Origin of the sequence: Kurthia huakuii LAM0618 (assembly GCF_000505545.1) — a bacterium.
GTDB lineage: Bacteria > Bacillota > Bacilli > Bacillales_A > Planococcaceae > Kurthia > Kurthia huakuii.
Map to the genome: position 1 here is coordinate 163,369 of NZ_AYTB01000013.1, position 25,880 is coordinate 189,248.

Annotated in this window: 27 protein-coding genes and 3 riboswitches; of the genes, 18 read left to right on the forward strand and 9 right to left on the reverse strand. The window is 38.6% G+C overall.

From position 1 onward, the window contains the following. Window positions 1-8 precede the first annotated feature (8 nt). Genes bioD through V514_RS0110645 form a run of 3 tightly spaced genes read left to right on the forward strand, consistent with a single transcriptional unit; the run spans window position 9 to window position 2,670 of the window. The gene (gene bioD, locus V514_RS0110635) at window positions 9-710 is read left to right on the forward strand and encodes a dethiobiotin synthase (RefSeq protein WP_029499928.1); all 702 of its coding nucleotides are present in this window, start codon (window positions 9-11) and stop codon (window positions 708-710) included. Next, a complete protein-coding gene (bioA, locus tag V514_RS0110640) occupies window positions 707-2,107 on the forward strand; it encodes an adenosylmethionine--8-amino-7-oxononanoate transaminase (protein ID WP_051392457.1) in 1,401 nt (466 codons plus the stop codon). Before bioD ends, bioA begins: the two co-directional genes overlap by 4 nt. 20 nt (window positions 2,108-2,127) lie before the next feature. Further along, window positions 2,128-2,670: a biotin transporter BioY gene (locus tag V514_RS0110645; protein WP_235073286.1), complete on the forward strand. Its 543-nt coding sequence runs from the start codon at window positions 2,128-2,130 to the stop codon at window positions 2,668-2,670. A 72-nt stretch (window positions 2,671-2,742) separates the two neighbouring features. Then, window positions 2,743-2,850, forward strand: a riboswitch (TPP riboswitch). Window positions 2,851-3,129: 279 nt separating this feature from the next. On the opposite strand, the gene V514_RS0110655 is transcribed toward V514_RS0110645, so the two are convergent. Next, entirely contained in the window at window positions 3,130-4,362 is a 1,233-nt protein-coding gene (locus V514_RS0110655) for a hypothetical protein (protein ID WP_029499932.1), read from the reverse strand. Between the two features lie 107 nt (window positions 4,363-4,469). Between V514_RS0110655 and V514_RS0110660 the strand changes: the two genes are divergently transcribed. From V514_RS0110660 to V514_RS0110680, 5 genes are all read left to right on the forward strand, one after another. Then, window positions 4,470-5,129: a response regulator transcription factor gene (locus V514_RS0110660; RefSeq protein WP_029499933.1), complete on the forward strand. Its 660-nt coding sequence runs from the start codon at window positions 4,470-4,472 to the stop codon at window positions 5,127-5,129. Window positions 5,130-5,161: 32 nt separating this feature from the next. Then, a complete protein-coding gene (locus tag V514_RS19040) occupies window positions 5,162-6,403 on the forward strand; it encodes a sensor histidine kinase (protein ID WP_161630193.1) in 1,242 nt (413 codons plus the stop codon). A gap of 142 nt (window positions 6,404-6,545) precedes the next feature. Beyond that, window positions 6,546-6,653: riboswitch (TPP riboswitch) on the forward strand. A gap of 52 nt (window positions 6,654-6,705) precedes the next feature. Further along, window positions 6,706-6,798: riboswitch (TPP riboswitch) on the forward strand. A gap of 66 nt (window positions 6,799-6,864) precedes the next feature. Then, window positions 6,865-7,539 carry an ABC transporter ATP-binding protein gene (locus V514_RS0110670; protein WP_029499935.1) on the forward strand — a complete coding sequence of 225 codons (675 nt, stop codon included), beginning with the start codon at window positions 6,865-6,867 and terminating at the stop codon, window positions 7,537-7,539. Further along, window positions 7,536-8,279 (forward strand): ABC transporter permease, encoded by a 744-nt coding sequence (locus V514_RS0110675; protein WP_029499936.1) that lies wholly within the window; start codon window positions 7,536-7,538, stop codon window positions 8,277-8,279. Before V514_RS0110670 ends, V514_RS0110675 begins: the two co-directional genes overlap by 4 nt. Further along, a complete protein-coding gene (locus V514_RS0110680; RefSeq protein ID WP_029499937.1) occupies window positions 8,276-9,283 on the forward strand; it encodes an ABC transporter substrate-binding protein in 1,008 nt (335 codons plus the stop codon). The genes V514_RS0110675 and V514_RS0110680 overlap by 4 nt, the downstream gene beginning before the upstream one ends. A gap of 185 nt (window positions 9,284-9,468) precedes the next feature. Here the strand turns inward: V514_RS0110680 and V514_RS0110685 are convergent, their stop codons facing one another. Next, window positions 9,469-10,905 (reverse strand): aspartate ammonia-lyase, encoded by a 1,437-nt coding sequence (locus tag V514_RS0110685; RefSeq protein ID WP_029499938.1) that lies wholly within the window; start codon window positions 10,903-10,905, stop codon window positions 9,469-9,471. 315 nt (window positions 10,906-11,220) lie between these two features. On the opposite strand from V514_RS0110685, the gene V514_RS0110690 reads away from it, so the two are divergent. From V514_RS0110690 to V514_RS0110705, 4 genes are read left to right on the forward strand one after another with little or no spacing between them, the layout of a single operon-like run. Continuing rightward, window positions 11,221-12,864 carry an FAD-binding dehydrogenase gene (locus tag V514_RS0110690; protein ID WP_029499939.1) on the forward strand — a complete coding sequence of 548 codons (1,644 nt, stop codon included), beginning with the start codon at window positions 11,221-11,223 and terminating at the stop codon, window positions 12,862-12,864. Window positions 12,865-12,878: 14 nt separating this feature from the next. Beyond that, window positions 12,879-13,262, forward strand: coding sequence for a hypothetical protein (locus V514_RS0110695; RefSeq protein ID WP_029499940.1), 384 nt, complete (start codon window positions 12,879-12,881; stop codon window positions 13,260-13,262). A gap of 58 nt (window positions 13,263-13,320) precedes the next feature. Continuing rightward, the gene (locus V514_RS0110700; RefSeq protein WP_239584626.1) at window positions 13,321-13,728 is read left to right on the forward strand and encodes an NUDIX hydrolase; all 408 of its coding nucleotides are present in this window, start codon (window positions 13,321-13,323) and stop codon (window positions 13,726-13,728) included. A gap of 1 nt (window position 13,729) precedes the next feature. Further along, window positions 13,730-14,206, forward strand: a complete 477-nt coding sequence (locus tag V514_RS0110705; protein WP_029499942.1) for a DUF1648 domain-containing protein — start codon at window positions 13,730-13,732, stop codon at window positions 14,204-14,206. Between the two features lie 43 nt (window positions 14,207-14,249). Here the strand turns inward: V514_RS0110705 and V514_RS0110710 are convergent, their stop codons facing one another. Both V514_RS0110710 and V514_RS0110715 read right to left on the reverse strand, forming a co-directional pair. Next, window positions 14,250-14,576: a thioredoxin family protein gene (locus V514_RS0110710; RefSeq protein ID WP_029499943.1), complete on the reverse strand. Its 327-nt coding sequence runs from the start codon at window positions 14,574-14,576 to the stop codon at window positions 14,250-14,252. Between the two features lie 138 nt (window positions 14,577-14,714). Next, entirely contained in the window at window positions 14,715-16,412 is a 1,698-nt protein-coding gene (locus V514_RS0110715; RefSeq protein ID WP_029499944.1) for a DUF5776 domain-containing protein, read from the reverse strand. 188 nt (window positions 16,413-16,600) lie between these two features. Here V514_RS0110715 and V514_RS0110720 point away from each other — a divergent pair, with 188 nt between their 5' ends. From V514_RS0110720 to V514_RS0110730, 3 genes are all read left to right on the forward strand, one after another. Beyond that, complete coding sequence (locus tag V514_RS0110720) at window positions 16,601-17,182, forward strand: thiamine phosphate synthase (RefSeq protein WP_152528968.1); 582 nt, start codon at window positions 16,601-16,603, stop codon at window positions 17,180-17,182. A 75-nt stretch (window positions 17,183-17,257) separates the two neighbouring features. Next, the gene (locus V514_RS0110725) at window positions 17,258-17,941 is read left to right on the forward strand and encodes a metal-binding protein (protein WP_035944731.1); all 684 of its coding nucleotides are present in this window, start codon (window positions 17,258-17,260) and stop codon (window positions 17,939-17,941) included. 136 nt (window positions 17,942-18,077) lie between these two features. Further along, window positions 18,078-18,491 (forward strand): hypothetical protein, encoded by a 414-nt coding sequence (locus V514_RS0110730; protein ID WP_029499947.1) that lies wholly within the window; start codon window positions 18,078-18,080, stop codon window positions 18,489-18,491. 57 nt (window positions 18,492-18,548) lie between these two features. Here V514_RS0110730 and V514_RS0110735 read toward each other — a convergent pair whose 3' ends face one another. Both V514_RS0110735 and V514_RS0110740 read right to left on the reverse strand, forming a co-directional pair. Beyond that, complete coding sequence (locus V514_RS0110735) at window positions 18,549-18,917, reverse strand: DUF4181 domain-containing protein (RefSeq protein WP_029499948.1); 369 nt, start codon at window positions 18,915-18,917, stop codon at window positions 18,549-18,551. Between the two features lie 75 nt (window positions 18,918-18,992). Beyond that, the gene (locus tag V514_RS0110740) at window positions 18,993-19,961 is read right to left on the reverse strand and encodes a S66 family peptidase (protein WP_029499949.1); all 969 of its coding nucleotides are present in this window, start codon (window positions 19,959-19,961) and stop codon (window positions 18,993-18,995) included. Between the two features lie 73 nt (window positions 19,962-20,034). On the opposite strand from V514_RS0110740, the gene V514_RS0110745 reads away from it, so the two are divergent. After that, window positions 20,035-20,400: a DUF4181 domain-containing protein gene (locus V514_RS0110745; protein ID WP_029499950.1), complete on the forward strand. Its 366-nt coding sequence runs from the start codon at window positions 20,035-20,037 to the stop codon at window positions 20,398-20,400. Between the two features lie 40 nt (window positions 20,401-20,440). Here V514_RS0110745 and V514_RS0110750 read toward each other — a convergent pair whose 3' ends face one another. Beyond that, entirely contained in the window at window positions 20,441-22,372 is a 1,932-nt protein-coding gene (locus tag V514_RS0110750) for a bifunctional 2',3'-cyclic-nucleotide 2'-phosphodiesterase/3'-nucleotidase (protein WP_051392466.1), read from the reverse strand. Window positions 22,373-22,563: 191 nt separating this feature from the next. Here V514_RS0110750 and V514_RS0110755 point away from each other — a divergent pair, with 191 nt between their 5' ends. Then, the gene (locus V514_RS0110755; protein ID WP_029499952.1) at window positions 22,564-23,403 is read left to right on the forward strand and encodes a hypothetical protein; all 840 of its coding nucleotides are present in this window, start codon (window positions 22,564-22,566) and stop codon (window positions 23,401-23,403) included. A gap of 40 nt (window positions 23,404-23,443) precedes the next feature. Here V514_RS0110755 and V514_RS0110760 read toward each other — a convergent pair whose 3' ends face one another. Further along, window positions 23,444-23,911 carry a GNAT family N-acetyltransferase gene (locus V514_RS0110760; protein WP_051392458.1) on the reverse strand — a complete coding sequence of 156 codons (468 nt, stop codon included), beginning with the start codon at window positions 23,909-23,911 and terminating at the stop codon, window positions 23,444-23,446. Window positions 23,912-24,040: 129 nt separating this feature from the next. On the opposite strand from V514_RS0110760, the gene V514_RS0110765 reads away from it, so the two are divergent. Beyond that, entirely contained in the window at window positions 24,041-24,781 is a 741-nt protein-coding gene (locus V514_RS0110765; protein ID WP_035944676.1) for an alpha/beta hydrolase, read from the forward strand. 152 nt (window positions 24,782-24,933) lie between these two features. On the opposite strand, the gene V514_RS0110770 is transcribed toward V514_RS0110765, so the two are convergent. Next, the gene (locus V514_RS0110770; RefSeq protein ID WP_029499955.1) at window positions 24,934-25,683 is read right to left on the reverse strand and encodes an SDR family NAD(P)-dependent oxidoreductase; all 750 of its coding nucleotides are present in this window, start codon (window positions 25,681-25,683) and stop codon (window positions 24,934-24,936) included. Between the last annotated feature and the right edge of the window lie 197 nt (window positions 25,684-25,880).

The window sequence follows — 25,880 nt, forward strand, 5'->3', positions numbered from 1 at the left end:
GAAAAGAAATGACACATTTTTGGATGGTCGGCACAGACACGGATGTCGGCAAAACATTTTGTACTGTACTTATGATGCGTACACTTCAACTTCAAAAGCAACGAAAAGTAACTGTTTTTAAACCCGTTCAAACAGGACAAATTTATGTAAATGGAGAGGCGAGTTATTATGATACATCTATGTATAAACGCTTTTCGCTTATCCCGTTAGAGCTTCATGATCTGAATAGCTATTCGTTTAAAACGCCAGCGTCGCCACATTTAGCGGCACGATTAGAAAATGCTCATATTGATTGCCAAAAGCTTCAGCATACATTGCAGGAATTGACAACACGTTATGAGCAAATTATTTGTGAAGGGGCAGGAGGTTTGTTTGTGCCCCTTAATGAACAACTAGACTGTTTAATCGATGTTATTCAAGCATCTTCCTGGCCAGTCGTACTTGTTACTAAAACAGGCCTTGGTACGATTAATCATACTATGCTTTCATTTGAAGCGTTAATATCTCGTGGTATTCAAGTTAAAGGCATCATGTTCAATAGCTATACCGATTGTGAAATGGAAAATGATAATATCGCCACTATTTTGCGTATGACGGCAATACATACTAAAGAATTACCATATGCCATCGTACCAAAAGTAGCTGGTGAAGAAGCTATTCCAACGATTTCATTAGCTGAAAGCTCGCTCATAAAGGAGATGACACGATGAAACATAGCACGACATCTTTAATTACTAACAATACATTGACTACACTACAAGAACGCGATTTACGACATATTTGGCATCCGTGTTCACAAATGAAAGATTATGAACAGTTTCCGCCTAAAGTAATTCAAAAAGCTCAAGGCGTTTGGCTGTATGATGATGCAGGAAATCGCTATTTAGACGCTGTTTCTTCGTGGTGGGTAAACTTATTTGGCCACGCCAATGAACGGTTGGCCAATGTACTAGCAGAACAAGCTCATTCGTTAGAACATGTCATTTTTGCAAATTTTACTCATGAACCAGCCATCGAATTAGCAGAGCGTCTTGTTCGTATGACACCTGAAGGACTTGAAAAAGTTTTTTTTGCCGATAACGGCTCATCGGCAGTTGAAATTGCCTTAAAAATGAGTTTTCAGTATCGTGCACAAACCGGACAAACACGCAAAACACGTTTTTTAGCTTTTACAAATGCTTATCATGGCGAAACGATTGGCGCACTTTCCGTTAGTAATGTTGAACTTTATAATAAAGTATTTCGCCCATTAATGTTTGACACTATCCGTAGTCAAGGACCAGATTGTTATCGTTGTCCTTTTGGAAAACAGCGCGATACTTGTGAAGCACCATGTATTCAAGCAGTTGAACAAGATATTATCGCTCAACATGAGGAGCTGACAGCAGTTATTATCGAGCCGCTGATCCAGTGTGCTTCGGGTATGAATATGTATCCACCTGTTTTTTTAGAAAAATTAGAGGCATTATGTAAACAATATGATATTCATTTGATTGCTGATGAGGTAGCAGTGGGGTTTGGACGCACAGGGACTGTTTTTGCTTGTGAACAGGCAGCTATTCAACCTGATTTCATCTGCCTGTCAAAAGGGATTACAGGTGGGTTCCTGCCATTGTCTGTCGTCGTTACGACGAATGAAGTTTATGACGCTTTTTACGATGACTATCAAACGTTAAAAGCTTTCCTGCATTCTCATAGCTATACTGGCAATACGCTAGCGTGTCGCGTGGCACAAGAAGTATTGACAATTTTTGAAGATGAACATTACATTGAAATTGTACAGCAACAGGCGAGACGTTTAAGAGAAGGAGTCATCAAGCGATTTAAAGACTTCCCCTATTTAGGTGAGTTTCGTCAAACTGGGATGGTTGGTGCGATTGAATTAGTTAAAAACACTCGTACAAAGGAACCTTTTGCAAGCGATGAACGTATTGGGTATGAAATTTATAAGCGAGCGCTTGAGAAAGGCGTCTTATTGCGTCCACTTGGGTCCATTATTTATTTTATGCCCCCTTATATTATTAGTGAGGATGAAATGAATTTTATGTTGGATGTGGCCTATGAGGCGACATGCGATTACTTTAAAGAGCGAGGAGCAAGCTTATGAGAAAAGAACCTACTCATTTTATGATTTTAATCGCCATTTTCGCTGCATTAACTGCTATAGGAGCATTTATTAAAATTCCGCTTCCAGTTGTGCCCTTTACGTTACAAATTGTGATGGTTTTTTTAGCCGCGGCTTTACTAGGAGCAAAGGGTGCTTTTTTTAGTCAAATTATTTATATAGGGTTGGGGCTTATTGGCTTACCGGTGTTTAACGAAGGTGGAGGGCCTATGTATATTTTTAAACCATCCTTTGGTTTTTTAATTGGCTTTCTTATAGCTGCTTTTATCATGGGAAGTTATTTGGAAAAAAAAGAGCAAAAGACGATGAAAGAATATGTTACCGCTAATTTTATCGGACTTATTATTATTTATAGTATCGCCATACCGTATTTATATGTCATGTTAAATATTTGGCTACAAGCAGATGTGTCATGGCGCTACGTGTTGATGATAGGTTTTGTGACAAGTATTCCAGCAGATATCTTGTTAGCCATTGTTAGCGGCTTTTTAGCGACAAAGTTAGTAAAAGCATTAAAACCAATATATCTTCCATCAAAAGTTTAAATTTTTATATTATTTTTTGGATATTCTCAACTCCTATCTTTTTTATGGTATATTTCTTGCTAATCACATACAAAAAAATGCTAGGAGTGCTGATGTTGTCAGCAGAGAAATCCACGTAATGAATTAATCCTTGAACCTGATCTAGTTTGCACTAGCGTAGGAAAGCGTTAATTGATTTTTACATAATCACGTCCCATGCCCGTATTCTGGCTTGGGGCGTTTTTTCATTTTTACTTCGCAGATCTGTATGCACCATGGCAATGTGGCAAAAATGAAAATCGTAACGATCTTTTACACGAATTTTTCCAAAAAAGAATGGATTTGGGGCAACTCACATCATCGAAAATAGAAAAAGCACTTTCATTGATCAACAATCGATCACGAAAGTGCCTCAACTGGAATACCACCCAGGATGCATTTGAATATGAAGTGGTGCAGTTAATTTGACAATCTATTTGTTTAAAAACTTTCGGTAAAAATATCGTCAATTGTTAGCTCCCGCAACATATGTTCAAATTCTTTTGTCGCTTTTGCAGCCGCACAAATGGTTACGGTAGCTGTTTCTAAATCGATATTTTGTGCGAGGTCCTGTGCGGTCAAGCGCTGTTGTGTTCCCTCTCTTGTGACGTAAGGATAGTAGTGGAATTGTGGCTGTGTGCGTTGCAACTTGCGGAAATAGCCATCTAATGCGAGTTCATCCATCGTGCGTACAGACCAATATAAATGAAAAGGTTGTGTAGGATGCTGCTTCCAAACATTGACTGCAGCTAGAGCAGGTGTGATGCCACTACCTCCTGCAATATAAAGAAGTGGTTTTTCGAATGATGGCAATGCATCATAGCCCTTTGAAAGAAATAACGGTGTTTGGGCATCAAGTGTTGCGAGCCGTTTCGTAAATGAACCGACTTTTTTGAAAATGAATGTGTATTGTGTGTCGTGTTTATCAACAATTGTTAAGGGGTGCTCAGCTGCGCGTTGGCGAATCCAGACAGTTTGACCAATGGCTAACGGCTGATTTGTCTCGACAATCATTTCAACGATTGTATTACTGAGAGGCTTCATTGAGACGATTGTTGCATTCGCTCGGCGTATTTTTGCGTAAAGAAGCGGTACATAAAAGCTCAGTGCGGCGATTAAATAACATGCATATAAACTACTAGCAAGTGGCGCGCCAAGTGCGTTATTAATAAAGACGACATGAAGGCCCATTAATGCGATCGCTACAAGATTGAAGTGATGAAGCCATTTCACCCAATCATAGCGAACAAATGATAATTTTTTAATATATTTTTGCAGGATAGCAGGTGTATAAAGAAGCCATTTTGTTGCTAAAAATACGAGACTTAACCCAGCAATAATTAAAAAAATCGTTTGGGCATTACCGCCATAGCTTGCGGCTTGATGTGTGCTCTCGGGATTATCGACAAATCCTTCAGCTTGATTGTGAAGGAGAATGGCCCCGATGCCGATGACTGCTAAAATACGATGCGCTTTTTGTCCAACATGGTACGCAATAAAGCGCGGACGAGCACCTAGAAATAGAACGAAACTTAATGAGCTAAATGCGATGGCACCAAATGATACGGCCATAATATTCCAAAATGTCAGGGCATTTGGCTGTAATACGAGTTGCCAAATAATGAGTGGGAGTGATAAAACACTAATAAGCGTAATTAATTGTGTGCGTGTCATAAGGCATCTACCTACCTTTCTTCTATTTATACATTGAGTATAGCCGTTAAAGCTGTTAAAACAATAAAAGAAAGCTGAAGATTTGCTGAAAATTTAGGGGGGATACGATGATAAAAATTTTAGTGATTGATGATGAGGAAAGCATTACACAGTTTTTACAGATGGGCTTAGAAGCGGAGCAATTTGATGTAGTTGTGGCGAATGATGGCATGACTGGGGTACAACAAGCTAAAAATATAGTACCTGATGTGGCCATTGTTGATATTATGATGCCTGGTATGGATGGTTATGAAGTATGTCACTTATTAAAAAAACATATTGGTTGCCAAGTAATTTTATTATCAGCGAAAGGGGAAGTAGAGGACCGCATTAAAGGGTTGAATGCGTTAGCCGATGATTATATGACAAAGCCATTTAGCTTTGAAGAATTATTAGCACGAATTCATGCAAGGCTACGCAATGTGCGGGTACAGCAAGAAGAAGCGTTGTTAACAATTGATGAAAAGCAAAAGCAAATTCGCTACCGAGGCGAACCATTGTTGCTTACGCGAACAGAATATAAACTTTTGCATTATTTTATTGAGCATCCGCAAACGGTTTTATCGAAGGAAGCCATTTTAAATGCGGTATGGGGCTACGATTATTTTGGTAGTGTAAATGTTGTCGAAGTGTATATGAAAACATTACGTCAAAAACTTGGGGATACTGAGCATACGATGTTGCAAACGGTACGAGGATTTGGTTACAAATTGGATGTGCCCGTATGAGTATGGGGAAACAATTAATCCGGCGAACCATTATGATATTCATTATTTTGTATGGCTGTTTGAGTATTTTACTGGCAGGTATTTTTAAATATTCGATGCATGCGGAACAACAACAGTTAGTAGATGGTGCGGTACAGGCACTGCAATTTGAAGGTTCACAACTAACTGCAGAATCACAGCGCTTTTTAGCACAGCAATTTCCTACAGCAAAAGTCTTAATAGATGGTCAACAAATTTTAGCGCTTCGCGGACCACATCGCAATCAATCGACGATGCGTATTTTTAATGAACAAGTACAAGGACACACGCTAAAAGTGGCATTTCCACTACATGAAGAAAATGAATTAATGGCAACGCAGCTCATGATTTTTACGCTCGTCGTTGCCGTATTATTCACCTTAGCCTTGTTGTTCTATCGTCGTGTGATCCGCCAAACGCTACAACCATTAACGATGCTAAACACGCAAGTACGGCAATTGTCTGCTGAAACGATGCACAACAGAGTAGAAGTGCCACACGCACCAACTGAGATTAAGGAACTTGAGCAGTCTGTACAACAGATGCAAAACCGCTTACAAAAAGCATTTGAAAAAGAATATGCAACGCAGCAAACATTGCAGCAATTTGTGTCAGATGCATCCCATGAATTGAAAACACCGCTGACATCGATACGCGGCTTTACGGAAGTGTTGCTTCGTTCATCATTAGATAATCCGCAACAAGTACGGCAATCAATTGAGCAAATCCATATACAAGCGACACGCATGACAAAGCTGACAGCGCATTTATTACAGCTAGCGCATTTAGATCGCGAGGAACCTTTGCAATGCGAGCTGATTTCACTCGATGAATTAGTTGAGGATATGGCACCTGTATTAAATATGCTACATGCAGATTATACGATTGATTATATGCTACAGGCGCCGGCACTTTTATCGCTCGATGTCATGAAAATCCAGCAAGTCATTTTAAATCTCATACAAAATGCTGTACGCTATAGTCCGCCACATACAACGATAACGATTAAGGCGTATGGTCATATATTAGAAGTGCTAGATGAAGGAGAAGGGATTGCGCCGGAACATTTGCCACATATTTTCGAACGTTTTTACCGTGTCGATCAGCACCGAGCGCGTCAATCGGGTGGAGAAGGATTAGGCTTAGCAATTTCAAAATCGATTATGGAACAGCATGGCGGTCAAATTCGTGTGGCTAGTACAGTGGGAGTCGGGACATGCTTTACACTTATTTTTAATGAGAAAGGCAATGCGTGATGTTTTTCAAGTATTGAAAATTTTTAGTGAAGGAACTTAAATAAACGAAAATAATTTCAAAAATTTAAGTTTTTCACATTATTTTTCATATATAACGAATTAACGTGCTTTTTTATGGTATACTTCTTGCTAATCACATACAAAAAAATGCTAGGAGTGCTGATGTTGTCAGCCGAGAAATTCACATAATGGATTAATCCTTGAACCTGATCTAGTTTGCACTAGCGTAGGAAAGCGTTGATTGATTTTTACATGATCACGTCCCATGCCAGTAGTCTAGGTATGGGACGTTTTTTCATTTAATTGACCACTAGGGGAGCTGTAGCCGGCTGAGATGACAACCCTTATGACCTGAATTAGGTAATGCTAACGCAGGGAAGTGGGCTCTGTTTATTGTTCGATACAAGAGCCATTTCCTATGCGAAATGGTTTTTTTGTTGTGATAAAGGGAGGAAAGGAACATGATTGTAGCAATGGAAGATGTCTACTTCTCATATGGGGAGAAGGCGATTTTAGAAGATCTCACGTTACATATCGCGGCACGAGAATTTGTAAGTTTAGTTGGTACAAGCGGTTGCGGAAAAAGTACGGTATTTCGCTTGTTACTAGGGTTAGAACAGCCGCAGCAAGGCCATATTATGAAACCTGAACGCATCGGTTATATGCCACAACAACATCAGCTTATGCCGTGGCGCACAGCACTTGATAATGCGATTGTGCCACTAGAATGTCAAGGTGTTGCTAAAAAGGTCGCAAGAGAACGTGCACAGCAATTATTTACACGTTTCGGACTTGTGGGGTATGAAACGAAAAAACCACATGAACTATCAGGAGGTATGCAGCAACGCGTGAGCTTTATTCGCACGCTGTTAACGGGAGCTGATGTGTTATTGCTTGATGAACCATTTAGCGCACTTGATGCTCTAACACGGACCGATTTACAGCATTGGTTAAAAGAAGTTGTCACAGCCGAGCATAAGACGGTGCTCTTTATTACGCATGATATCGAGGAGGCACTCTCTTTGTCAGAGCGTATTTTGATTGCGACAACGCGTCCGATTACAACGTTTGAGGAAGTCGATGCTACTGCGAATAAAGAGCAGATTTATGCGAAGATTGGTGGGCAGAGACAATGAAAAAAATTATGCCACCACTTACATTGATGCTACTGTTACTCGGCATATGGGAAGGGCTTGCGCGCATGATTGCGTCGCCCTACATTTTGCCATCACCATTGCAAATCGTGCAGAAAATGTGGGAGCTTCGCGAACCATTACTAACAATTCATCTACCCGCAACCTTTGCAATTATTGCAATTGGTCTTGCAATTTCTCTCGTATTAGGTGTCGTTTTAGCGTTGTTAATGGATGCAAGTGTATGGATTGAACGTGCTTTTTATCCGCTACTTGTTATCTCACAAACGATTCCAACGACGGCTCTTGCTCCAATTTTTGTGCTATGGTTTGGCTATACAATTTGGAGTAAAGTGCTCGTGACCGTATTAATTGCGTTTTTCCCGATTGCGATGAATACATTTGACGGCTTGCGTAGTGTTAAAAAAGGACAGTTAGAACTCTTGCAAACATTTGGTGCAAGTCATTTCCAACAATTTTGGAAATTAAAAGTACCGAGTGCCTTACCATCGTTTTTCACAGGTTTAAAAATTGCTGTACCATTAACGGTTATTGGGGCAGCGATTGGGGAATGGCTTGGTGCACAAGCAGGGCTCGGCTATTTCAGTAAGCGCATGATGACGCAAATGGATGGTGCTGGCGTTTTTGCACCAATTATTGTGTTATCGCTGATGGCGATGTTATTTGCGGCCATTGTTGCCGTTGTTGAGAAAAAATACATTACATGGAGGAAAGAATCATGAAAAAATTAATAACTATTTGTATCGTAAGTATTTGTATGATGTTACTGAGTGCTTGTGGCAGTAGTGATGAAAAATCACAAGCTGAAAAAGGCTTAGAAGAAGTGACGCTAGTGCTAGATTGGTATCCAAATGCGATTCATAGTTTCATTTATGCAGCAGAGGAAAAAGGCTATTTTAAAGATGAGGGCATTAAACTAAACATTCAATATCCTCAAAATGTCACTGATCCATTAACGTTAACAGCAGCGGGCAAAGCAACAGTCGGCATTTATTATCAGCAAGATGTTGTACGCGCACGCGCGAATGAAAATATTCCGGTTAAATCGATTGGGCCGATTGTACGCGAGCCATTAAATCACATTATTGTGTTAGATAAAGAAAAAGATATTCAGTCACCAAAAGATTTAGAAGGAAAAACAATCGGTTATGCAGGGAGCGACCTGAGTGAAGCGTACGTGCAATCGATGGTGAAAGCGGATGGCGGCGACCCAGCAAAAGTGAAGATGCAAGATGTGGGCTTTGATTTAGTACCGGCGCTCATTACGAATAAGGTGGATGCGCTAAGTGGCGCACTGATTAATCATGAAGTGCCTGTCATGGAAGAAAAAGGATTCAAAACGCGTACCTTTAACCCAGCAGACTATGGTGTACCAAATTATTATGAATTATTATTTGTTTCAGGAGATCAAACGATTAAAGAAAATCCAGAACTATTAAAAGCGTTTCTTCGTGCATCGGAAAAAGGCTATGCCTATATGACGAAGCATCCTCAAGAGGCACTACAAATTTTAATGGACAAGCAAGATAAAGAAAACTTCCCGTTATCTAGTAACGTCGAAAAGAAAAGTTTACAAATTTTAATGGATAACATGGAAGATAAAAACGCAGCATTTTTATCTGATAATGCCGATGCGTGGCAACAACAAATTGATTGGATGACTGAACAAAAAATGATTACGACAAAACCAGATACGGATGACTTATTTATCGATTTGTTGCGTTAAAAAAGTATTCGCTAGTTTAAATGGCTTGTATTCCTAAAAAAAGAGGCTGGGACAAAACAGTTCCTTTTCCTTTTTTAGCGCTCGCCACAAAAAACCGGAACCGCGCCACAGCGCGATTCCGGTTTTTTTTATGCTCATCTGAGAGGGTGTTGTTACACGGATGTCCCAGCCTCATTTTTGTGTAGTTATTTTAATTCTTCATGGTGTTTCGCGCGGTACTGTGCAAGGTCACCTGATATCCCCGGTGTTGTTAAACCGTATGGGCTAAGAATTTTGTCGATTTCTTCTGGTGTGAAGTGACCGTATTCAACACATAGCTCACGTACAGGTTTACCTGTTGCAAGTGCTTCGCGTGCGATGCGAGAAGAAGATTCGTAACCGATGTATGGTGATACAGCTGTAATAATACCAATGCTGTTTTCAACATAAGCAAGTAAACGTTCTTTGTTTGCTTTGATGTCTTTTAAGCAGTATTCTGTAAATACTTCAAATACGTTGTCCATAATTTGTAATGATTGTAGTAAGTTGTACACAAGTACAGGTTCCATAACGTTTAATTCAAATTGACCTGCTTCAGAAGCCATTGAAATTGTTAAGTCATTCCCTGCTACTTGGAACGCTACTTGGTTCATTACTTCAAGCATTACAGGGTTTACTTTCCCTGGCATAATTGAAGATCCTGGTTGGCGTGCAGGTAAAATTAATTCACCTAGACCAGCAGTTGGGCCAGAAGCCATCATACGAATATCATTTGAGATTTTTGACATGTTTAGCATACACACTTTTAATACAGATGATACTTCTGTGTAAACATCGGTGTTTTGTGTACCATCGATTAAGTTTTGCGCTAATGCATATGGATAGCCTGTATTTTTGCGTAAGAAGTTAATCGCAAGTTCGCGATATTCTAAATCAGCATTTAAACCTGTACCGATTGCTGTTGCACCAAGGTTGACGCTTAATAAGCTTTCTTGTGCTTTTTTAATACGTGTAATATCACGACCTACTACCGCTGCATATGCTTCAAACTCTTGACCTAAGCGAATTGGCACAGCGTCTTGTAAATGTGTACGACCCATTTTTACAATATCATCAAACTCTAATGATTTTGCAACGAATGTGTCTTTCATTTTTTTCATCGTCTTACCTAGTTTTTGAATCATTGAATGTGCTGCAATGTGGATTGCAGTAGGGAATGAGTCATTTGTTGATTGTGCCATATTGACATGGTTGTTCGGGCTAATGATGTCGAAGCGACCTTTGTCATAACCTAAAATTTCAAGAGCACGGTTTGCGATTACTTCATTGGTATTCATATTGATTGAAGTACCAGCACCACCTTGGATTGGATCCACAATAAACTGCTCGTGCCACTGACCATCAATGATTTCATCGCATGCTTCAATCATAACATCTGCAGTCGATGGTTTTAGTTGATGTGTCGCAGCATTTGCTTGTGCAGCTGATTTTTTTACAATCGCCATTGCACGAATTAATTCAGGATGAATCGTATATCCTGTAATTGGGAAGTTTGCTTTTGCGCGCATTGTTTGTACGCCATAATAAGCTGTGTTTGGAATTTCTAATTCGCCTAAAAAATCATGTTCTTTACGTGTATCCATAGTAGTGTGTCAAGCGAGTAACTCGCTGACTCTCACCTCTCTTTGTCATTTAGTTTATAGTCGTCGCATCATAAGTGTAAAGCGTTCGATTGTTAAAAACAGTGCTGATTATGTAAAAGCTTTTACAATACTTATGATGCATTTTTCTTTCACCATTACGCTAACGTTTTTTGGAAGCGTTATCAACTAATTCGCCTCAAAAATTTCACATTTTCGTAACTTATCTCATTTTGGCATAGTATTAATCTTTTTTCAAGATAAATAAAGGAATTTCTGCATAAAAAAGAGAATTTAATACAAAAAGGGGGCTACGATATGAAATATGATGTCATTATCATAGGTGCAGGGCTCGCTGGGCTTGTTGCAGCAACCGAATTAATTGAACGTGGTAAATCGATTTTATTGCTTGACCAAGAAGGAGAACAATCAATTGGAGGGCAAGCATATTGGTCGTTTGGTGGGTTATTTTTTGTCAATTCACGCGAACAGCGACGTTTAGGCGTAAAAGATAGCTTTGCTTTAGCGTGGAAAGATTGGCGCCATGCAGCTGGCTTTGATCGTTTAGAAGATGAGGATAGCTGGGCGATTCAATGGGCACATGCCTACGTTGATTTTGCGACGCATAAAAAATATGATTATTTAAAAGAAAAAGGCATCAAGTTTTTCCCGGTAGTCGGTTGGGCAGAACGGGGAGCTATGCTAGCGGGCGGTTATGGGAATTCTGTGCCGCGCTTTCACATTACATGGGGGACAGGTCCAGGGCTAGTAGAACCGTTTAAACAGCGTGTATTGGCGGCGCGTAATGAAGGACAACTAAGTTATTTAGCAAGACATCAGGTGACAGAACTGATGATGACAGAGGACGGTGTACAAGGCGTTCGAGGGAATATTTTAGTACAAGATACCGCCGAACGTGGAACAGCAACCTCGCGCGATGTCGTGCGCTCATTTGACTATATGGCAGATGCGGTCGTCATAGCTTCTGGTGGAATCGGTGCAAATTTAGAACTCGTACGAAAAAATTGGCCTGCGCGACTTGGGAAAGTGCCCGGCACGATGATTGCCGGCGTGCCGAGTTATGTCGATGGTAAAATGCTTGAAGTAGCTGAAGCAAGTGGAGCGCGTATCGTCAATAAGGATCGGATGTGGCATTATACGGAGGGATTGCGAAATTTTGCGCCGATTTGGGAAAATCATGGTATTCGTATTTTACCAGGGCCGTCATCATTATGGCTTGATGCAGAAGGCAATCGCTTTGAGGCGCCTAATTATCCGGGCTTTGATACATTGTCAACGTTAGAAGCGATTTGTAAAACCGGCTATGATTATTCTTGGTTTATTTTAACCGAAGAAATGATTGAAAAAGAATTTGCATTATCAGGTTCAGAACAGAATCCAGATTTGACGAATAAACGTTTTTTTGATGTGCTACAACGCGTTAAAAAAGGCGCACCGAAACCTGTACAAGACTTTGTAGAGCAAGGCGTCGATTTTGTTGTGGCAGATGGCGTAAAAGAGCTTGTCGCAGCGATGAATGACCTAGCTGGCAATGAACTACTTGATTTTTTATCAATTAAGGAGAAAATTTTGAGTCGCGATGGCGAAATTGTGAAAAAACAATCAACAGACCTACAAATTCAAACAATTTATCGCGCAAGAGACTATATCGGTGATAAAATAGTACGCGTAGCGAAACCACATCAATTATTAAGCCCAGCTAGTGGTAAACTCATTGCGGTACGCCTCAATATTTTGACGCGTAAAACGCTAGGAGGCTTACAAACAAATTTAAACGGTGCTGTCTTAGACGAACAACAACAAGCCATCAATGGATTATATGCGGCAGGTGAAGCAGCCGGATTTGGTGGCGGAGGTGTTCACGGTTACCGTTCGCTAGAAGGAACTTTTTTAGGTGGCTGTATTTTCACGGGATATACAGTCGGGCGTGCAATACCATAGGAGGATGTAAGTAGATGAAAAAGTTTAGTTTATTGTTTATGCTAAGTATCGTATTTGTTGTACTGACGGCATGTAGCCAAGAAGAACCAACACAAACATACGATTTTAAAGCGACAAATAGTGAGTGGGAATCAACTTATAAAGTTGTTCAAGAGCCATCGGTTGGTCAAAAACAATATGAGTTAACAATCAAGTATATTGGTGACGGTGACTTACCAAAACAAGTAGGCTACGAATTAGCCGAAGAAAAAATTGCGGGTACAGGCGAATTATTAGTGAATAATTCCATTACAAAAGGGAATTCATGTAACGAATGTACATTAGCTACAGAAAAAGATAAAAATTTAACGCTAACATATGACGGGAAACAAGAAACATTAGTGTTGAAAAAACAATAAGTAAAAAGGAAGTAGGAGGTTTAAAAGCCTTAACTTCCTTTTTTTGTATGTTACAATAATGTGTGAGGTGAATGGTGTGCATAATCGAAGTGCAGTTATAGTGATCGAACAGCGGAATGTAGCGCTCATTAAACGCGTTAAAAATGGCTGCTGCTACTATACTTTTCCCGGTGGCAAGGTAGAAGAACATGAAACGGTTGAAGAGGCAGCTATTCGGGAAGCTTATGAAGAGCTAGGACTGGTCGTGACGCTTGGGCGTTGTTTTTTACAAGTACCTTATAATGGCATGCAGTATTACTATTTTGCAAAACGCCAGCGCGGCATCTTTGGCTCGGGGACAGGAGCGGAGTTTATCGCTATGTCACCACATGATACATATGAAGCGGTATGGATGCCACTTCAAGCACTATTGCAACACGACATTATTCCGATAGAAGTTGCTCAAAAATTGTTTGAGGAGGCATAGGATGCGACCTAAAATTCAACTAGCTAAAACGCGGTCAGAAAAAATAGCGAATGTGATTGGCTATGCAGCACTGTTATTTTTACTATTCTTTTTCTTCTCCAAAATAATGACATTACCAGCAGAAATTCCGCTACATTATAATGGCGATACGGTCGACCGTTATGGCTCGAAATGGACGACGATTATCATCGTTATAATAGCAATTGCGCTGCATATTGGAATGACCGTTTTAGAACGAAAACCGCATATTCATAACTATCCAGCGCGTATTAATGAAAAAAATGCGGCGCAGTTTTATCGCGTTAGCGTTCAAATTTTAAATTACACAAAAAATACAACTGCTGTACTGATGGTGTTTGTAACCTATGACCTGTTACAATTGCATGCACAAGTATCGCCATTTTTCTGGGTACTACTTATTATGATTTTACTCATACCTGTTTGGGGCTTTATTAAAATGCAGCGTATTCCCGATTAAAAAAACCGCGAAGCTCGTATTATACGGCTATCGCGGTTTTTAATTATTTCGCGTCTAATTCGGCGCGTAACATTGGTTGAAGTTGTTCTAATGGAATATGTCCAACAAGTGGCTCATACATCCCATTATTTAAAATAACACGTGTATGTGGAATCCCCATTACATCAAATTGTTCGGAAATTTCCGGATGCTCATCAACATTGACTTTCAACACTTGAATATCGTCATTATCGCTATCAAGTTGTTCTAGTACTTCTGCGAACATGCGGCAAGGACCACACCACGTGGCCCAAAAGTTTAAAATGACCATTTTATTAGATGCTACTTGTTCATTTATTTGTTGCGGATTCGTTACATGAATAATTGACATTCGTCTTTCCCCCTACATAAGCTAGGAGTATCATAGCACCGTATTTTCATTTGATGCAACGAAAGTGCTCACGCTATTACTAAGATAATTGCTAACAAAAAAAGTAGGAACGGTAAAAGTCCTACTTTTTATGAATGGTTACTCGAATTTTGTTTTATAAGCACTAACATAGGTGCCATCAGTTGTTTTAAAGCGTGGAACCCCATTTTTATTAAATTCGATATCAGCGATTTGAATGGTTGTACCAACTGGGATTCCTTTTACTTTCGTTAGTAACTCAACATCACTAAATTCAGAAATAGCTTGTACCGTTTTTACGGTTTTAGGGAAATCTGTTGTGTAATAATATTTTTTTATGTCTTCTGGAACAGCGAGTGTATATTCTTTTAATGCAGTCATATATTTACCGCTTGATGTTTTTAAGAATGGCGTCCCAGCATCGGTATATTCAATGCTATCAATGACAAATGTACGATCGATACCATAGTTTTTATATACGCTCGTGCGTTCGAAATCATTATAAAGTGTTTGTTCTTTTAATGTAAGGACACGTTCAGGTACATCTGTAATATAATTTTCAATGTCTGTACGTACTTTTTGCACATATTTTTTATTTGCAGAAATATAGCGCCCATCTGCTAACTCTAAACGCGGTGTGCCACCATCTGTAAATTCAACGCCAACGATATCTAATATAGCGCCTTTAGTAGCAGCACTAACACGTGTTTGAGATGTAAAGTCGACATTGTCGTATAAGCTTGCGTCTTTCTTCAATAAAATCTTCTTAGGATTCGTATAATAGAATGATTCATAATTTGCGGTGATTTTTTGCATATATTTTTTGTTTGCAGAAATATATTTATTCGTGCCAATTTTTAAACGTGGAACGCCACTTGATGTAAGTGAAATGCCTTGTACTTCAACAACCGAATTTTTATCTAACGTACGGATTTTTTGGCTATCTGAAAATGTGGTGTTTTTATAGACGCTTGCATCTTTTTTTAGTATGACATGTCCAGGGTTTGTTACGAAGAATTTTGTTGGGTCAATCTCATTTCCTGCTTCTGTCACAAGTGACGATTTCCCGCGAATATCCCCTAAATCTTGGCTTGGGTGTAAACGATTTAAATCGACATAGCCACCAATGCCGCTGACAATTCCTTTATCTGTATATTGCCATAAATCGTAATTATAAGCAGGAGCCGTTGAGCCGTAGCGTGGAATCCACACAAAGTCAGCTTTTGATGTATCTAAATTTAATTGATTATATAAATGGTGTGCAATATAGAGACCTACTTTTTTATCTGTATATTTACGTAACTCATCTACATAGGCATTAATAATTGTACGCATGCTCTCACCAGAAGTTCCGGTCATTTCTTCAACGTCGATAACATACATTTGTGCATCTTTATCAGCACGATTATAGAAGTCGCGAGCTTCTTGACGAGCATCAGAGCTTGAAACCGCTAAACTATATGAATAAACGCCGAATGGTACGCCATTTGCTTTTGCTTGTTTTTCATATGTACGGTGCATATAGTCCTCAACAGAACTACCATATTGTGTACGGATAATCGCAAAGTCAACCGTGTTTGATACTTTGGCCCAATCGATATTTCCTTGCCATTTTGAAACATCGATAATTGTTTCACCCGTAGACATTGTAGTTGCTTTTGATTTATTTGTTGTATCTGTAACAAAAGGTGTACCTTCCCATTCAACTTGGCCATCTGGTTTGGCTGGTGATAACTCCTCGGCATTTGCAGCGATTGGTGCCGTTAATGCTGAGGCTAACAATGCGGCAATACTTGCAGAACGTAGTAAACTTTTCATATTCTAAACCTCCTAATATTCTTAACTTTGCCAGTATAACAAAGGAATAAGACAACGACGTTTTATTTTTGTAACAAAACAATCTCAAAATGTTAGTTTAATATGACAATATTATTTATAATGTCAAAAAAGTAATAAAAAGTTGTTTGACTTTTCAAAACTTTTCCGATATATTAACACCACATTTAATGAAGGAGTTGGTTGATGTGAAAGTGTTTGCTGTGATTCCAGATGGACTTTCTAGTGCAAAAATAGAAGAAATTGTTGAAGCGGTTATTGCACGTATTGATGATTTTGATTATGTATGTATTCGTCAACAATGGCATAGCGAAACATTGTTGCGTTATCTTTTGACATGTAACGTGAAAAAAGAAAAAATTATTTTGTACGGTAATATCGAATTAGCGGTAAATTATGATGTAGCTGGCGTACACTTCTTGGCACATGATGATCGTTTAGAAGCTTTTAAACAACAATATCCACATAAATTGGTAGGGCAATCGATTCATACGTTAGAAGAGTTTCAATGTGTTTCAAATGCCGACTATTTCATTGTTGGTCCCGTGTATCAATCTTTTTCACAACCGACTAAAGAGCCGATCGGGGAAGTTGTATTACAAAAAATTTGTAACAGCACGAGCGTACCAGTGATTGCAATTGGTGGTATGACCGAAGAAAAGAAAGTATTGTTAGAATCAATTGGCGCAGCAGGAATTGCGGTATCGACGTCATTTTTTCAACTACCTCTTTTACATAATTTTAAAAAATAAAATACGAACGTATGTTCAAACGCCTTGAAAAGAGGTATAATGGAAACAAATCTATAACTAGAAAGTGTGTTGAATGTGTCTTCAGGAAAAACACATGACCGCGTTAATAGCATATTTATTACGCTTTTGGTGTTGGTATTATTTTTTTACAATCTAATAAATGATGTTAGCATCCTTTATTTCGTTTTGGGCTTTATGATTGGAACCTTTTATTTAGGGCCGGATTTAGATTTGCGTAGTAATTTATACTATCGCTGGGGTGCTTTACGCTTTATTTGGCATCCGTATCAAAACATGTTGTCACATCGCTCAGTATGGAGCCATTTCCCACTAATTAGCGATATTATTCGCTACATTTGGGTTGGTGTGATGTATAGCATCTTCTTTTTATCGCCATATATCCTATCAAAATATGTGTTAGAAGATATGCAATACATGAATGCAGCCTATCTACTGTTGACCATAGCGGTGCTGTTATATGTGACGGCAACGAAGAAAAAATTGCCGAAAAAGTATCGTAAAAAACGTATTCATGTTGATTTCGGTAGCGTTGTACTTATTTTATTTATTGTCAACAGCGCTTATGTATTAATAAATGGGCATCCATTTTTTATGGAACTAAAAGATCATGCGTTAGCAGATGAGTTACATCGCTTATGGGACCCATTTAGCATTTTCTTTTTAGGGAATGTTTTAGCCACAACATTGCACTCCCTGTTAGACATGTTATCAACAGGCTTTAAAAAAATGAAAAAATAATGCTGTAGTAAATACCTCGTTATAACAGTAATTTGTTTGTTTTTTCGAAAAACAGACAAAAATTAGACATATTTGATGCAAATAAATCTTTTTTAGCCGATAATAGATAGTAACAGTAGTTAAAGGAGTGAGCGCAATGATGAAACAAAGTTTAGTAGATGTTTGTGTAGATAACGTGATGTTAACAAGAACAGCAGCAGAGATGAGTGAACAAGCCTATCACGCAGCAATCATCGAGGTGGCGCATCATGAATTTGCGCATGGATTGTATACAGGCGCACAATATGATGCACTAAAACATAGTTATTTGTCTGTCATTGCACCAGATCGTTACGGAGCCATTGAGCAAATGATGGCTTTACCAATCATGCGAAATCAACGTTTGCAGAAAATGAAATTACAAGATAGTTTTGGATATGATATGTTAGTTTATCATCGTGAAGATGGATGGCGTGAAATTATTACGCCACCAGAAATGGCACGCGCAATAGAATTTCATGCGTTATATGAAGAATGTTGGTACGCGTTACAATCAATGTGTGTATCGTAAAAATAGAACAACATAAAAAAGCAGAAATCACGGTTTGTTCCGCGACTTCTGCTTTTTTTATTGCAAAATAATTGCTGGATTGAAATAAAGAATCACAAGTGCAGCTAGTCCATAGAAAATCAAAAAGAAAATATTGATTAAATGTTCACGGGATTCACGAATATATTTATATTGCATAATAATATCAAATAAATATTGAACGAATAAAATGACTAAAAATAGCCATAGAATATGATATTCGGTCGTGAAGCTAATGATAACGATAGCTAATAATGCTACCATTAAAATATTTTTCCCGATTCTATGTACATTGTTGACGGGTGCAATCGATAAAATGCTTTTAGGTACATTAAATTGTTTTCGCACAGTGATTTCTAAAATATACGATGCGATTAATAAAATCAGAATCGTAAAAATAAAATTCAAACTATCCACCTCTTTCACATGTTCTTATTATAAGCGACAATGAAAAGAAGCGTCCACGCAGGAGCATGACCGATGCTAAAAACGCCAAAAATCTAGCGTTTTCGATGATGTATTAATCTTTACGGTTCCACCGATTGGAAATGTAAACATAGATTGTGTATGACCAAAGTCTGTATTGTATATAACAGGTATATTTTGTAATGATGGAATTTTGCGTAATATAAATTCAATTTCGACATCACTCATTTGAGAGGCACGTTGAAAACGTCCAATAATGAGCGCTTGCACATTATGAATATTTTGAAGTAGTGACGTTAAATCACGCGCAAATATCTGTGGGCGTGTTTCGTAATCGTCTTCAATAAATAACACTTTTTTATCAAACCCGCTCGGCATATAAGGTGTACCTTGTAATAAGTTTAGCGTGCATAAATTGCCACCAAACACTTGGCCACATGCTTCTCCTTCATGAAAAACTTTCCAAGTTGTTTGCTCAAATCGGCGATTGTCTTGGTCAATATACCATTCATCGTCACTCCAATAAGAAGAGGGGGTAACGGTATATGATTCCTCCGAAGTCAGACATTTCAGAAAATTATGTTCGTGATATGAGCGACCTTTTTCCATATGGAAGGTTGAAAAATGTGGTCCAGAATACGTGATAAGTCCAGACTTTGTTGTGATTGCTGTTGCGAGTGCCGTAATATCACTAAAGCCGCAAAGAATTTTAGGGTTTTTCTTTACCAATGTATAATCAATGTATGGTAGAATTTCATTGCTACTAAAGCCGCCGATAGCTGTCAAAATAGCTTTTACATTTGGATTTTTAAATGCTTCATGTAAATCATCGATGCGGCTTGCAATAGACGATGAACCGAAAAGGTCGGATTCATAAACATGTTTGCCGAATGTGACGACAAACCCAAGCTCTTCTAAACGAGCTTTTGCATTTGCAATTCCAGCGTCTCCTAGAATTTTAGCGCTGGTGCTTGGTGCGATGATACGAATTTCATCACCTTGTTGTAATTTCGATGGAACAATCATAGAAACGCCCCCGTATAAAGTTTTTGTAAATAGTATTAGTATATAGGTAAATGAAAGGGAGTACAATCACAACATGGATTTATTAGGCTGGATTTTATTTTTTATTCTAGCGGTATTAGTAATGGTTGTCATTACGAAATTTGTGACGAAAAAATTTAACATTCCTCAGCAACCTGCTGGAAAGTATGAGCATGTTAATGTGTGGCAAAAACAATTGGAACGAATGTTGTATATCGTTTTTCTCATTGTGTTAATGATTGAAATGTTTATCGTACAAAATACGCGTCCATTTTCAATCTATGTCTTTATCGTGTTATTTGTCGGGTCACGTATGTTTTTTGAGTATCGTTATCGCCAAGAAAATAAACAATATATTATTTATGGTGTAACACTTGCTTATATGTTAGTGTTCTTTGCGATTATTGATTTTATTGGTTAATAAAAAAGAGTCTGAGGTATTAGCGCTCAGACTCTTTTTATTATTTTGATAAATCAATCGTGAAAATCCCAAATCCTTTTGCATCGGTTTTACCAGTATAGCTATATGGGCTTGTTTCTTCTAAATACTTCGCACCGGTAGGAGATGATGTAAAGGTTACATTTGGTGTACCAGTCATTTTTGTAAGTGACCAGTTATTATCGGCTGTTGGTACGATTTCTTTTTGCTCTGAAATGTAATCCATTAATACTTGACGATTTTCATCTTGACTGTCAACGACAATTGGACTTGCTTTGACACCAGGGAAGTTACCGCCACCTGTCGCGCGGTAATTATTTGTAATAACGATAAATTGTTGTTTTTCGTCAAGTGCTTTACCATTATAAGAGAGGTTTTTCACGCGATTTGCTGTTGGATTAATCAACACACCATCTGGGTCATACTTAGACGGTTGTGTGACATCGATTTCATATGTTACACCATCAATAACATCAAAATTATAAGGTCTAAAATCGCTGTTGATTAATGATTGTTCAGTAGTTTTCGTTGGGTCGATTTGGTTAAATTGACCAGCAGAACGCTCTAACCATTCTTTAACAGTTGCACCAGAAACTTTGACTGCTTTTAATGTGTTATCGTATAAATAAAGGTCTGCAGCACTACGAATCGTTAAATCACCTTTTTGAATTTCTGTGTATTCTTCTGGGCCATTACGTCCAGCTTTAAACGGCGCACCTGCTGATAAAATTGGTAAATCTTTTAGTGCTGGATCGTTCGCAACGATTTTTTCGACATACCATTTTTGTGCGTTTGTTACGACTTGAATCGATGGGTCATCTTTTACAAGCGCAAAGAAGCTATGAATCGCGTCGGTGGTTGTGCCGATTGGTGTGTTAACATAGTTGATTGTTTGTTCATGACCTGGCTTCACGATAGCTGAAATTGTTTTCGCTGGACGCGTTGCTTTGGCATTGCGCGTTTGTGATTGTGAAGAAACGACTTTCCATTTATTCGTTTTTGATTTTGTTAATTTCAAATCGATAATACCAAGCTCGGCACCACCATAACCAGCTTGAACAGCTGCGACGCCATTGATTGTACCTTTAGCATTATTAACGCCAGGAAGTAATTTGCCATCTTTATCTTTAAATGATGAGCTCAGTGACGCTTCATCTTTTGCAGGGAATACTTGGTGGGTATGTGAGAATGTCACGGCATCAATGCCTTTTACTTTTGTTAATGCATAGATGACATCTTCATTGTTTGTGAGGTCTGCACTGAAGCCTGAGTGCGCCATCGCAATCACGACATCAGCACCTTTTTTCTTCATTTCAGGAACATAATTTTCCGCTGTTGCGACGATATCTTTAGCTTTAACTTTACCAGCTAAATGCGTTTGATCCCAGCTCATAATTTGCGGTGCAACAAAGCCGATGTAACCAACTTTAATGACATGGGATTTTCCGTTAGCATCTTTCACTTTTTTGTTTACAATTGAGTACGGTGTATATTTATTTTTGTCGTTGTTATCATTTTTATCGTGGTCATCGACATATACATTGGCGTTGACGCGTTTAAAATCACCGTCATTATAAACTTCCTTTAAGTAACCAAGGCCGTAGTTGAATTCGTGATTGCCGTATGTTGCAGCATCATAGCGCATGGCATTCATTGCTGCAATACTTGGATGTACTTCCCCTTTTTTAATGCGGTCCACTTTTGCAAAGAATGTACCAAATGGTGTTCCTTGAATCGTATCACCATTATCTACAAGTACATTGTTTTTATTTTCCTTACGTGCTTCGTGTACTAATGTTGCCGTTTTGACAAGCCCTACTGCATCTGTTGGTGCATTTTTGTAGTAATCATAATTCATTAGATTCGTATGCACGTCTGTCGTTTCCATAATACGAAGGTCCACATTTGCCGTTGTCGATTTAGCATCAGCCATTGTTGGAACAGCTAAACCCATAGTCAGAATGGTTGCTAGTGCGATAACACTTTTCTTGCGTCGATGATTTACCATACATAAAACCTACCTTTTACTGTATTTGAAAAAAACTTTTCCTTCTTGTAATATAGCGTAATTAGAACTTAATGAATACATTTTTTTGTTAAAAAAAGGTCTTTTTGATAAATTTTATTCGAAAGGAGTGAAGATGGATGAAAATCACCGTTTCATTACTATGTGCAAGCTTCTTACTATTTTCACCAACAAATAAAACCGGAGATGAAAAAATGAATATAACAACGATTCCGAAATCAACGTGGGTTTGGAATGCATACAGTTTACAAGATGTTGATTTGTCGGCATTACGTGAGCAACATGTCAAAAAGATATATGTTCAAGTAGAAAAAGAAGTTCCCGTTACAGATTATGCCGCATTTAGCGAGCAAGCAAAAAAATATGGTATTCGACTGTATGCGCTAGATGGTGCAAGTACATGGGCGTCTAATCCAAAAGAGGCTCGTGCAACGCGAGCATGGATAGAAGCAGCGCAGCAACAATATCAATTGTTCGCAGGTGTGCATTTAGATATCGAACCGTATACATTGCCATCTTATGAGAATAATAAACAACAGTTGTTTGAAAATTATTTTGCTATTTTAAAATCGTATCGCGCGATGACGAAGAATTATGCTATGAAATTAGAGGCGGATATTCCATTTTGGTATGATGAGGAACGTTATGATAATCGATACGGGAAAGGACTTGTTTCGGAATTCTTAATTCGCCAAACAGATGAGGTAGCGGTCATGGCTTATCGAAACAATGCGCGGCATATTATCGACATTACAAAAAGTGAACGTGCATATGCAATGAAAAAAGGGAAAAATATAACGATCGCTGTTGAAACACACCCTTCAGAAGAAGGAGACAATATTAGTTTTGCTAATAAGTCCCGATACTATTTTGAACGCCAATTAGAGAAAGTTTATGCTGAAACGAAGCAACCGATAGGCATTCATTTTTTACAGTCTTGGCAAGCACTGTACCAATGAAAAAGCAGGAATTCTGCGATGTGTGGAATTCCTGCTTTTTTTATAATGTTTGCTTGAAAATTTCTGTTGGAATACCGTCAATTATGCCCGCTTCGACTGATGTGAAGCCGGCACGCGTTAAAATTTTACGTGAAGCCATATTTTTTGGATCAATCATCGCAATTAACGATGGGACATTTGTGTGGCGTGCAAGTGCCACTAAGGCATTAGCAATTTGTTGACCGTAGCCTTTTTTAAAATAGCGCGGGAACATCATATACCCAATTTCTGCTTCGTTTTTGTCAGTATCATAAAGCACCATACCAAAGCCGATATAGATGTCCTCAACGAAGATTTTATAACTACCAAAAGTGGCATGTTCATCATTTTGACGAATGCTTTTTTCAAAGCGAACTTGTGCTTCTTCCGGAGAGAGTGCGTGTCCAGTAATGTATTCCATAACAGTCTCATCGCAAACGAGTGCATAATAATCATTAAAATCTTGTGCTGTATATTTTTTGAATTGCAAATGGGTCATCCTTTCATGTGTGAAAAATCGAATATTATGTCGAATTTTCATGGCTTGAGCTATTTTCCTAGAAACTGAAAACGCCTTCAAGTACAATGCTTATAATATTCATAAAGGCAGGAAAACGCAATGATTAAATTGGTGACACCGAAGCCCTTTTTTTATGAGGGGGATGAGCGCGCAGTGTTATTGCTGCATTCATTTACAAGTACAACAAGCGATATGAAACGTTTAGCAAAATATTTAAATAAGCAAGGATACACTTGTCATGTGCCGCTGTATAGTGGACATGGTGAAGCACCGGAGCAATTTTTAAAAACAGATTTAGCGCAGTGGTGGGCGGATGCAGAAGCGGGTTTTCATTATTTACAGGCACATGGCTATCAAAATATTGCGGTGATTGGGTTATCAATGGGCGGCTTATTCACACTGAAGTTGGCACAACAGGAGCCGGTGAAAGGAATTGTGACGATGTCGGTACCTAATCATGATGCCGCGGCGTTTTTATCGTATCGTTTTTTAAATTATGTGAATCGCTATTTAGAGCTCGAAGGAATGAGTACAACAGAAATTGAAGCGCATGCGGAGCCATTGAAACTAAAAGCACGGCACATTTTAACAACACTTGTTGAGCTAATTGATGCCGTACATGACAATATTGACCATGTACGCGTGCCAACGAGGTTATTTTATGGCGAGCAGGACCGAGCATTATATAAAGCGAGTGCAGAGGCAATGTATGCGCGCTTAAACATTGCTGATAAGCAGGTCAGAGGGTATCCGCATGCAAGTCACCTTATGACAGTTGGTGAAGATGCGGCGCAATTGAATGCAGATATTTTTGCCTTTTTAGAATCCCTAGATTGGTAATGAAAAAGAGGCTTTGACAAAACAGTTCCTGTTCCTTTTTTAGCGTTCGCCACAAAAAACCGGAACCGCGCCACCGCGCGATTCCGGTTTTTCTTATGCTCATCTGAGAGGGTGTTGTTACACGTATGTCCCAGCCTCTTTTTTCAATCTGTTTAATTGTAAATTTCGCCACCAGCGCAATTAATAATTGAACCTGTTAATAATTTACCGTTTTCCATTGCAAAAATCATTGATTCAGCTACTTCATCTGCTGTTGCTGCAATATTTTTACCCGTCGACGCATGAATAGCAGCGCCCACTGTCGCATCAAGTGTGACTGTAGCACTTTGCGCAATCGTCGTTTGCATTGTGTTTGGTGCAACGCCGACTGCATAAATTTGTTGCTCTTGATAATCTTGGCCAATTGATTTTGTAAACGCAGCTAACGCATGTTTTGTCGCTGAATAAATTCCATTATAAGCAGTTGGTTTAAACGAATTTGACGATACGGTATTAATAATCGTACCACCGCCATTTGCAAGCATTACTGGAATGACATGTTTAATGCCCAGAAATGGTCCTTTTAAATTAATGTCCATAATACGGTTATACTCTTCAGTTGTATAGTCATGTAATAGACGGAAAGGCACCATAATACCGGCATTGTTAAAGAAGAAATCAATCGTACCAAACGTTTCAACAGCTTGTGCTACATAATGTTTCACCTCTTCTTCATTTGAAACATCTGCTTTAACGAAAAGTGCTTCTGCGCCAAGTGCTTGAGCATCTTTCATCGTTTGCAAGCCTTGTTGTTCGTTGAAATCAACAAGTACGAGATTAAATCCTTGTGTTGCTAATTTTAATGCGGTTGCGCGGCCTAAACCAGTGGCAGCTCCTGTAATTACTACAACTTTTTTCATCATTTACCATCCTTTATTTCTAATAAAATGTGTGTGGTCCCATTATAGAATTAGGGCCTCTTGCTAGTTAAATTTAATTTACCATTAAACAATTAGTATTGACAACTTTTAAATTACTGAAATATTAAATGAAAATCATTTTCAATTAATGCTTACGTGAATAGATAAAGCATAGTATAGTGTTAAATGAAAGAAAGGGA

Coding starts and splice junctions, on each gene's coding strand:
- V514_RS0110745 (WP_029499950.1), top strand. CDS start 20,035: ATGGATTTATTAGGCTGGATTTTATTTTTTATTCTAGCGGTATTAGTA.
- V514_RS0110695 (WP_029499940.1), top strand. CDS start 12,879: ATGAAAAAGTTTAGTTTATTGTTTATGCTAAGTATCGTATTTGTTGTA.
- V514_RS0110645 (WP_235073286.1), top strand. CDS start 2,128: ATGATTTTAATCGCCATTTTCGCTGCATTAACTGCTATAGGAGCATTT.
- V514_RS0110680 (WP_029499937.1), top strand. CDS start 8,276: ATGAAAAAATTAATAACTATTTGTATCGTAAGTATTTGTATGATGTTA.
- bioA (WP_051392457.1), top strand. CDS start 707: ATGAAACATAGCACGACATCTTTAATTACTAACAATACATTGACTACA.
- V514_RS0110730 (WP_029499947.1), top strand. CDS start 18,078: ATGATGAAACAAAGTTTAGTAGATGTTTGTGTAGATAACGTGATGTTA.
- V514_RS0110750 (WP_051392466.1), bottom strand. CDS start 22,372: ATGGGTTTAGCTGTTCCAACAATGGCTGATGCTAAATCGACAACGGCA.
- V514_RS0110740 (WP_029499949.1), bottom strand. CDS start 19,961: ATGATTGTTCCATCGAAATTACAACAAGGTGATGAAATTCGTATCATC.
- V514_RS0110675 (WP_029499936.1), top strand. CDS start 7,536: ATGAAAAAAATTATGCCACCACTTACATTGATGCTACTGTTACTCGGC.
- V514_RS0110655 (WP_029499932.1), bottom strand. CDS start 4,362: ATGACACGCACACAATTAATTACGCTTATTAGTGTTTTATCACTCCCA.
- V514_RS0110660 (WP_029499933.1), top strand. CDS start 4,470: ATGATAAAAATTTTAGTGATTGATGATGAGGAAAGCATTACACAGTTT.
- V514_RS0110710 (WP_029499943.1), bottom strand. CDS start 14,576: ATGTCAATTATTCATGTAACGAATCCGCAACAAATAAATGAACAAGTA.
- V514_RS0110755 (WP_029499952.1), top strand. CDS start 22,564: ATGAAAATCACCGTTTCATTACTATGTGCAAGCTTCTTACTATTTTCA.
- V514_RS0110770 (WP_029499955.1), bottom strand. CDS start 25,683: ATGATGAAAAAAGTTGTAGTAATTACAGGAGCTGCCACTGGTTTAGGC.
- V514_RS0110765 (WP_035944676.1), top strand. CDS start 24,041: ATGATTAAATTGGTGACACCGAAGCCCTTTTTTTATGAGGGGGATGAG.
- V514_RS0110690 (WP_029499939.1), top strand. CDS start 11,221: ATGAAATATGATGTCATTATCATAGGTGCAGGGCTCGCTGGGCTTGTT.
- V514_RS0110705 (WP_029499942.1), top strand. CDS start 13,730: ATGCGACCTAAAATTCAACTAGCTAAAACGCGGTCAGAAAAAATAGCG.
- V514_RS19040 (WP_161630193.1), top strand. CDS start 5,162: ATGATATTCATTATTTTGTATGGCTGTTTGAGTATTTTACTGGCAGGT.
- V514_RS0110670 (WP_029499935.1), top strand. CDS start 6,865: ATGATTGTAGCAATGGAAGATGTCTACTTCTCATATGGGGAGAAGGCG.
- V514_RS0110715 (WP_029499944.1), bottom strand. CDS start 16,412: ATGAAAAGTTTACTACGTTCTGCAAGTATTGCCGCATTGTTAGCCTCA.
- bioD (WP_029499928.1), top strand. CDS start 9: ATGACACATTTTTGGATGGTCGGCACAGACACGGATGTCGGCAAAACA.
- V514_RS0110685 (WP_029499938.1), bottom strand. CDS start 10,905: ATGGATACACGTAAAGAACATGATTTTTTAGGCGAATTAGAAATTCCA.
- V514_RS0110700 (WP_239584626.1), top strand. CDS start 13,321: ATGTGTGAGGTGAATGGTGTGCATAATCGAAGTGCAGTTATAGTGATC.
- V514_RS0110720 (WP_152528968.1), top strand. CDS start 16,601: ATGAAGGAGTTGGTTGATGTGAAAGTGTTTGCTGTGATTCCAGATGGA.